This is a genomic window from Streptomyces sp. NPDC003042 (assembly GCF_053591315.1).
The window spans coordinates 64,260-71,753 of the sequence record NZ_JBSFTP010000031.1; the positions used below are offsets into that span (position 1 = coordinate 64,260).

7 protein-coding genes are annotated in these 7,494 nt (G+C 72.1%); 2 read left to right on the plus strand and 5 right to left on the minus strand.

The window, feature by feature from the left end; all coding sequences use genetic code 11:
* Positions 1-80 precede the first annotated feature (80 nt).
* A complete protein-coding gene (locus tag ACWDYJ_RS17730) occupies positions 81-1,982 on the plus strand; it encodes an ABC transporter ATP-binding protein (protein WP_451566474.1) in 1,902 nt (633 codons plus the stop codon).
* 36 nt (positions 1,983-2,018) lie between these two features.
* Entirely contained in the window at positions 2,019-2,396 is a 378-nt protein-coding gene (locus ACWDYJ_RS17735; RefSeq protein WP_451566475.1) for a VOC family protein, read from the plus strand.
* A 36-nt stretch (positions 2,397-2,432) separates the two neighbouring features.
* On the opposite strand, the gene ACWDYJ_RS17740 is transcribed toward ACWDYJ_RS17735, so the two are convergent.
* Genes ACWDYJ_RS17740 through ACWDYJ_RS17760 form a run of 5 tightly spaced genes read right to left on the minus strand, consistent with a single transcriptional unit; the run spans position 2,433 to position 7,051 of the window.
* A complete protein-coding gene (locus ACWDYJ_RS17740; RefSeq protein ID WP_451566476.1) occupies positions 2,433-3,998 on the minus strand; it encodes an AAA family ATPase in 1,566 nt (521 codons plus the stop codon).
* A gap of 17 nt (positions 3,999-4,015) precedes the next feature.
* Complete coding sequence (locus ACWDYJ_RS17745; RefSeq protein WP_451566477.1) at positions 4,016-4,609, minus strand: hypothetical protein; 594 nt, start codon at positions 4,607-4,609, stop codon at positions 4,016-4,018.
* 2 nt (positions 4,610-4,611) lie between these two features.
* Complete coding sequence (locus ACWDYJ_RS17750; RefSeq protein WP_451566478.1) at positions 4,612-4,788, minus strand: hypothetical protein; 177 nt, start codon at positions 4,786-4,788, stop codon at positions 4,612-4,614.
* Complete coding sequence (locus ACWDYJ_RS17755) at positions 4,785-6,557, minus strand: hypothetical protein (protein WP_451566479.1); 1,773 nt, start codon at positions 6,555-6,557, stop codon at positions 4,785-4,787. The genes ACWDYJ_RS17750 and ACWDYJ_RS17755 overlap by 4 nt, the downstream gene beginning before the upstream one ends.
* A complete protein-coding gene (locus tag ACWDYJ_RS17760; protein WP_451566480.1) occupies positions 6,554-7,051 on the minus strand; it encodes a hypothetical protein in 498 nt (165 codons plus the stop codon). The genes ACWDYJ_RS17755 and ACWDYJ_RS17760 overlap by 4 nt, the downstream gene beginning before the upstream one ends.
* Between the last annotated feature and the right edge of the window lie 443 nt (positions 7,052-7,494).

Sequence of the window (7,494 nt, forward strand, 5' to 3'; positions counted from 1 at the left end):
AGGGGAGTTGGCGCCACGGTTGGGTGGTCCGGACTCGAATCCTTGACCTCAAGTTTAGTTGAGGTCTTAGCGTAGGGGTCATGGACATGGAAGTCACCGCCTGGACCTCGCTCCACAGCGCGATCAACGCCCAGCAGGACCGCCGCCCCCTCTCCCGGGCGAGCCTGCGCCGCATCGCCTCCTTCGCCCGCCCGCACCGGCGCGGCCTGACCCTCTTCCTGCTGCTCAGCGTCGTGGCGGCGCTGCTCGCGGTGGCCACTCCGCTGCTGGCCAGCCGCATCGTGGACGCGATCGTCAAGGGCGGGGAGAGCGGGACGGTCACCCGCTTCGCCCTGCTCATCGCGGTGATCGCCGTCGCCGAGGCGGGGCTCGGGCTGCTGACCCGCAAGCTGTCCTCCACCCTCGGCGAGGGCCTCATCCTCGATCTGCGGACCGCGGTCTTCGACCACGTGCAGCGGATGCCGGTCGCCTTCTTCACGCGGACCCGGACGGGCGCGCTGGTCAGCCGCCTCAACAACGACGTGATCGGCGCCCAGCGGGCCTTCAGCAACACCCTCTCGGGCGTGGTCTCCAACACCGTCACCCTGCTGCTGACGCTGGTGGTGATGCTGAGCATCTCCTGGCAGATCACCCTGCTGGCCCTGGTCCTGCTGCCGGTGTTCGTACTGCCCGCTCGCCGGATGGGCGCGCGGATGGCGTCCATGCAGCGTGAGGCCGCGACACTGAACGCCGCGATGGGCACGCAGATGACCGAGCGGTTCTCCGCCCCCGGCGCCACCCTCGTCAAGCTGTTCGGGCGGCCCGCCGACGAGTCCGCCGAGTTCGCGGCCCGCGCGGCGCGGGTACGGGACATCGGGATCCGTACGGCGATGGCCCAGTCGGCCTTCATCACCGCGCTCACCCTCGTCTCGGCCCTCGCCCTCGCGCTCGTCTACGGGCTCGGCGGGTACTACGCCCTGCGCGGGACCCTGGACGCCGGTTCCGTCGTCGCCCTCGCCCTTCTGCTGACCCGGCTGTACGCCCCGCTGACGGCGCTCGCCGGAGCCCGCGTCGAGGTGATGAGCGCCATGGTCAGCTTCGAGCGGGTCTTCGAGATCCTCGACCTCAAGCCGCTGATCGCCGAGAAGCCCGACGCGCGCCGGGTCCCGGAGGGTCCGGTGACGGTGGAGTTCGACCGGGTCTCCTTCGGCTACCCCTCCGCCGACAAGGTCTCCCTCGCCTCGCTGGAGGAGGTGGCCATGCTCGACGACCGGGGCGGCACGCAGGTACTGCACGAGGTGTCCTTCCGCGCCGAACCGGGCCAGATGATCGCCCTCGTCGGCTCCTCCGGCGCCGGCAAGTCGACCATCGCCCAGTTGCTGCCCCGCCTGTACGACGCCGACGCGGGCGCGGTGCGCCTGGGCGGGGTCGACGTACGGGACCTCACGGCCGACTCCGTCCGCGAGACCCTCGGCATGGTCACCCAGGACGGGCACCTCTTCCACGAGTCGGTACGGGCCAACCTGCTCCTGGCCCGGCCGGAGGCGGGCGAGGAGGAGATCTGGGAGGCGCTGCGCCGCTCCCGCCTGGACGGGCTCGTCGCCTCGCTCCCGGACGGCCTGGACACGGTCGTCGGCGAGCGCGGATACCGCCTCTCGGGCGGGGAGCGGCAGCGTCTGACCATCGCGCGGCTGCTGCTGGCCCGCCAGCGGGTGGTGATCCTCGACGAGGCCACCGCGCACCTGGACTCGACCTCCGAGGCGGCGGTGCAGGAGGCGCTGGCCGAGGCGCTGGCGGGCCGGACCGCCGTGGTGATCGCCCACCGGCTGTCGACCGTACAGGCGGCCGATCAGATCCTGGTGGTGGAGGACGGCCGGATCGTGGAACGCGGCACGCACGGTGAACTGCTGGCCGCGGGCGGCCGGTACGAGGAGCTGTACCGCACCCAGTTCGCACCGGCCGGCAGTGCGTCGGGCGGCGCCGTGGCGGCCTCCGGAGCATGATGGACCGACCTGGAGCCGCCGATCCTGGAGTGTGCGATGGACATCAAGCTGGAACTCGTCGCCGTGCCCGTCACCGATGTCGACCGGGCCAAGGCCTTCTACGAGCGGATCGGCTTCCACGCCGACCACGACGTCACGGTGAGTGAGGACATCCGCTTCGTCCAGCTCACCCCGCCGGGTTCCGCCTGTTCGATCGCCCTGGGCAAGGGACTCACCCGGATGACCCCGGGGTCGCTCGACAACATGCAGGTCGTGGTCGCCGACATCGAGGAGGCGTACGCCGACCTCAGGGGCCGGGGCATCGAGGTGACCGAGATCCAGGACATGCCGTGGGGATCGTTCGTCTACTTCTCGGACCCGGACGGCAACGGCTGGGCCGTCCAGCAGACGAAGCCGCGTACGGCCGCCGGCTGACGGGCGACAGCCGGCGCGGCGGCGCGGCGGCGCGGCTCAGTCGTCCAGGAAGACGATCCGGCGGGCCGGGCCGGCCGGGCCCCGGGAGGCGGTGGCGGTGAAACGCCCGGCGGGCACGGCACGGTCCCGGCCCCAGGCGCGGATCTCCTCGATCTGCTCCGGGTTGTTGCGGCTGAGCGGCACCGTGTTGGCGAAGGTGTCCAGGACGAAGGCGGGCCTCAGGTTCTCCGTACCGCCTCCCAGGTAGACCTCGGCGCCCACGTCGTGCAGCGCCGCCTCGATGTCGGAGCCGGCGAACCCCTCGGACAGGTCGACGAGCCGGGCGAGCTGCTCGGGGTCGGGGTCGGTCTTCAGGTAGCGGCGGTAGTAGATGCCGATGATCTCCTCCCGGTCCTGGGCGTCGGGCAGGTCGACGAAGAAGAGCTCGTCGAAGCGGCCCTTGCGCAGCAGTTCGGGCGGCAGGCTGCGGACGTCGTTGGAGGTGGCCACCACGAAGGTGCGGGAGCTGGATTCCTGGAGCCAGAAGAGGAACTGGCCGATGATCCGCTGGGGCACCCCCGTGCTGTCGGACGCCCCCGCCAGCCCCTTCTCGATCTCGTCGATCCACAGCACGCAGGGCGCGACCCGGTCCGCCGTCTCCAGGGCCTCCCGGAAGCGGCCCTCGGACTCGCCGAGGTACTTGCCGTGGATGGCGCCCATGTCGAGCCGGTACAGCGGGAGTTGCCACTGGGCGGCGACGGCCTTGGCCGACAGCGACTTGCCGCACCCGGGAACACCGACGAGCAGCACCCCGCGCGGCGGGCGCAGGTCGGTGTCGCGCAGGTCGGCCTGGAGCAGACGGCCCCGGCGCTCGAGCCAGTCCCTGAGGTTGGACAGGCCGCCCACCGCGTAGTCGGCGGCCCTGAGCGGTACCTTCTCCAGCCCGTTGAGGTCGTTGAAGATGCGGTCCTTGGACTGGGCGAGGACCAGGACGTCGCCCGCTTCCACCGATCCCTTGGCGGCGACCGTCGCCATCAGGTTGATGGCTTCGCCCTCGGTGACTCCGACGAGGAACTCGGCTGCGCGCCGGGTGTCCTGGTCGTCCCAGGCGATGGGGATGTGGCCCCGGTGGTCGCCGAGGAAGGCGGAGAGGGTCGCGTACATCTCGTCGGCGTCGGGCGGGTCGAGCTGCAGGCTCATGCCGAGCCGCTGGAGGCCGCTCCACACCGGGCTGTCGGTGATCAGGATGACGCTGCCCATGTTGGTGTCGGCCAGGCGCGCGAGTTCGGCGATGTGCCGGGTCAGCGGGGTGTCCGCGTCCAGGTCGTCGGGTTCGACGAGGACCAGGGTGGCGTTGGGCCGGGAGGTGAACTGGGTCGCCGCGTACTCCATGGCGCCGGTCAGCGAACGGTCGTCCATCATGGGCGCGTTGCTGCGCAGGTCACGCAGACCGGTGGCGCGGGTGTAGATCCAGAAGGGCATGTTGCCGCGCCGGGCGTGGCCGGCGGCGGTGCGCACCAGGCGCAGGGCGCGCTGCTGTTCGATGGTGCGCATGCAGATGACCGGTACCCGGGCGGAGATGTAGCTGTCGAGATCGCGATGGCATTCGGCGTAGTTGGGCATGGGGTGGCGCTCTCCGGTCAGTCGGTGATGACGCGGCGGCGGGTGGGGGCGGCCGGGTCGTACGACCAGCCGTCGCCGCCCGCCGCCGGGCCCGGGCCCTGCCGCTGTCCCGGCGTGCCGGGGCCTGCCGTGGTCAGCGGGTTCTCGCGCAGGGTGCGGCGGCGGCCCTCGACGGAGCGGGGGTCGGCGCCGCCGCGTGCGGCGCGGTCCAGCTGGGCCTCCAGCTGCTGCTGGAATCCGGTGATCTGGCCGTCGACCAGTTCCTTCAGCTGCTCGCGCAGGTCCTGCGGCAGGCAGGGGTGGACGGCGAACGCGCGGATGGCGTCCAGGCCGGTGCGACCCTGGACGAGGGCCCTGCCCGCGTCGAACTCGTCGCGGGCCGCCTCCAGGGCGTTGCTCAGGGCCTGCGCCCAGCCCCGCAGGCGCCGGTCGAGGGCGTCGGTGAGCTGGTGTGCGAACCGGGCCCAGGTGTCCTGGTGGTAGTCCTGCGGCCGCAGCGGCGGGAGTCGGGCGGCGGCCTCCTCGGTGGCCGCCGCTCCCGCCTCGGCCCAGTCGCGCAGGTAGCGCGTCCACGTCTCGTAGTCGCCGCCGTGGCCCCAGATGCTGTTCATCGTCAGGGCTGTTCCCGCTTGGCGCCGGGGCGGCGGACCAGCTGTTCGCCGGGCGGCAGCGGGGACCAGTCGGGCAGTCCGTCGACGATGCGGCGCAGGCGCGCGGTGGTGCGTTCCTCCGCCGGTTCGGCGCCGGCGGCCCACAGGCGGCGGCGCGGGGGCTCGGGTGTGCTGCTCATGCGTACTCACCTCCCGGGGTGACGGTGCGGCCGGTGAAGGGCGAGTTGCCCTCGGCCGCGGTGGCGAGGGATTCGATCAGGCCCCGTACCCGTGCCTCGACGGCGTCGGCCTCGTGGTAGGCCTGCTGCCAGTTGGTCAGGTCGGCGCTGGCTCCCACCAGTTGGTGCAGCGCGTCGCGTTTGGCCTCGCCGAGCAGCAGCCGGGCGGAGTCCTGCACCTGGCGGGCCTTGGAGGCGCCCTGGTGGATCAGGAGCCAGGCGACGCCGCCGATCAGCAGCGGGATCACGGCGGCCGCGGCGGGACTGACGGCGTTGCCGATGAACAGGCCGATCACGGCGACGGCGACGGCCGCCGCGACCTTCGCGCCGTACCGGTATCCGAGCGCGGCGACGAAGGGCGCGGTGTGCCGGTCCCAGTGGTCGCCGAGCCCCTTCTCCAGCTCCGGCAGCGGGGTCCGGTACGAGCCGCTCCACGCGGGCAGGGCGAAGCTCTGTCCGGCCACCGGGTGGACGCTCTCGAAGCGGGCCTGCACGTCCTGCGGTACGGCGGCCCGGTAGTCCCGGGAGAAGCCCTGGTGGGCGTGGTGGAACCAGTCCCGGCAGGCGGCGATGGCGAGCCGCCGGGTGGCCTCGGAGGTGCCGATCGCGGCCGGATTGAGGGCGGCGGTGCTCTGCACGGTCAGGTAGTCGAGCGTCACGTCGTACGAGGCCGCGTCGGCGTCGGCGTCCGCCTTGGCCCGGCCGGTGTCGCCGTCGTGGGCGACGACCGCCTCCTGGTAGGCGAGGTCGCGGCGCAGGGGCAGTTCCTCGTTGTCGTACTCGGAGACGAGCCGGTCCAGGATGTCGTCGACCGCGTCCTCGATGCGGCCGGACGGGGTGGGCTCGGTGTTCAGGATGGCCGTGTACTTGTCGAGGACCACCTGCTGGGTGCGGGCGGCGGAGAGCACCTGGCCGAGCTGCGGCCACTGCGGGGAGACCGCGTGCAGGAACGGGAACTCGTCCCCGGTCACGGTCGGGCACAGGGTGCCGAGTTCGGCCCGCCAGCGGTCGATCTGGGCGTCCTGCGCGGCGGTGTCGCTGCCGAGGAAGGTGTGCCACTCGTCCAGGGCGTCGCGCAGCATGCCCCGGCCGGCCGGGCCGAAGGCGCCCTGGGCGACGGATTCCAGGATGACGGCGAACTCGCGGCCGAGCCGGGCCGGGTCCTGGGCCAGCAGGTAGTGGCGCAGCCAGCGGACGGATTCGGCGTGCCGGCCCTGGCGGCGCAGGACGAGGGCGAAGAACAGCGAGGTGCGGTCCGGGGAGCGGCGGAAGGACTCCTGCACGGCGCGCTCGCACAAGGTCGGGTCGTCGGCGGACCAGGCGGCGAGGGCCACCAGCGCGGGCGCGAGCCAGTACCGGGGGGTCTGGAGCATCAGCTGGTCGCCGACCGTGCGGACGGTGTCCTCGGAGACCAGTCCGAGGTCGAAGGCCTGGAGCATGCCGACGGCGGTGCGCCGGACCACCTTGTGGTGGCCGAACTCGTGGTCGAGCCGGTCCTGGATGACGCCGACCTTCGTCTCCGCGCGCTGGAGGGCGGCGGTGAGCCGGGCCTGCGCCGCGAAGGCCTGGAACTCGTCGCGCAGCTGCTGGAGTTCGGTCCGGGTCTGCTGCTGCTTGGCCTCCACGGAGGTGACCTGGCCGGAGACGTGGCCGAGCTGTTCGGCGACCCGGACGACGAGCTGGTTGACCTCGGCGACTTTCCTGTGCAGTGAGACGTCGATCTCTGTCATGCCTTCTCCCCCGATCGCGGCCCGCTGGGCCGCACCACCGAACCGTTCGCCAGGACGGGCAGGACGAGCCCGTCGGAGTACACCTCCACCCACACGTAGCTGGGGTTGCGTACCAGCATCCGGGCGGACCCGTACGGCTCGGGGAGCACGTCACCGGGTGTGTAGTGGGTGAGGATGGCGCCGAAGAGGTTGAGGATGTGGTCGACGTACGGCGGGCCGAGGTGGCAGACGGCGAGGAAGCCGATCGGCGCGCTGTGGTGGTCCGCCTCGTACTGTTCGCGGATCCAGTCGGCGAGTCTGTGGCCCGCTGCCTCGTCCAGGCCCGCGTCGAGGCGGGTCACGGCTTCCAGCAACCGTGCCGAACGGTTCCCCAGTCGGTCGGCGAGCGGGCCGGGGGCGCGGGTCGCCCCTGTCGCCTCGCGCTGCTGACCGGTGGTCTGCTGGAGGTCCTGCGCCGGTCGCACGACACGGCGCGGACGCTCGATGTACCCCATGGTCTCCCCGGATTTCATGAGTGGAGCACGCAGATTAGTGACGTTCCATCAATCGTGCGACCTCAAAAGGGATTCGAGCCACCTCCACCCCCGAACCGACCGCGATACGACCGGTTTTCGGCCAGTGGGCGCCCGGGGAGGGGAACCGGACTGGTGGCATGGGGAGGGTTTACGCCCTGCTCGTGGGCATCAACGAGTACCGCGGCGACGTACGCGCCGATCCGCGCGGCTGTCTGAACGACGTGCCCGAGGCCCGCCCGGAGGCGGTGGCGCTGCCCGGATGGCGGCCGGCCGCCCGGGGCCCGGGACCCGAGCGGGCCGGACCTAAGGGCTGTCCCGTAATCCCCAGTGGATCAGCGCACGGCGTCAGATGCGGTGCCTCGCAAGGCGGAGGGGCGTCCTCATACTGGGCGTATTCGGGCGCTCCGACAACGCGGCGAGGC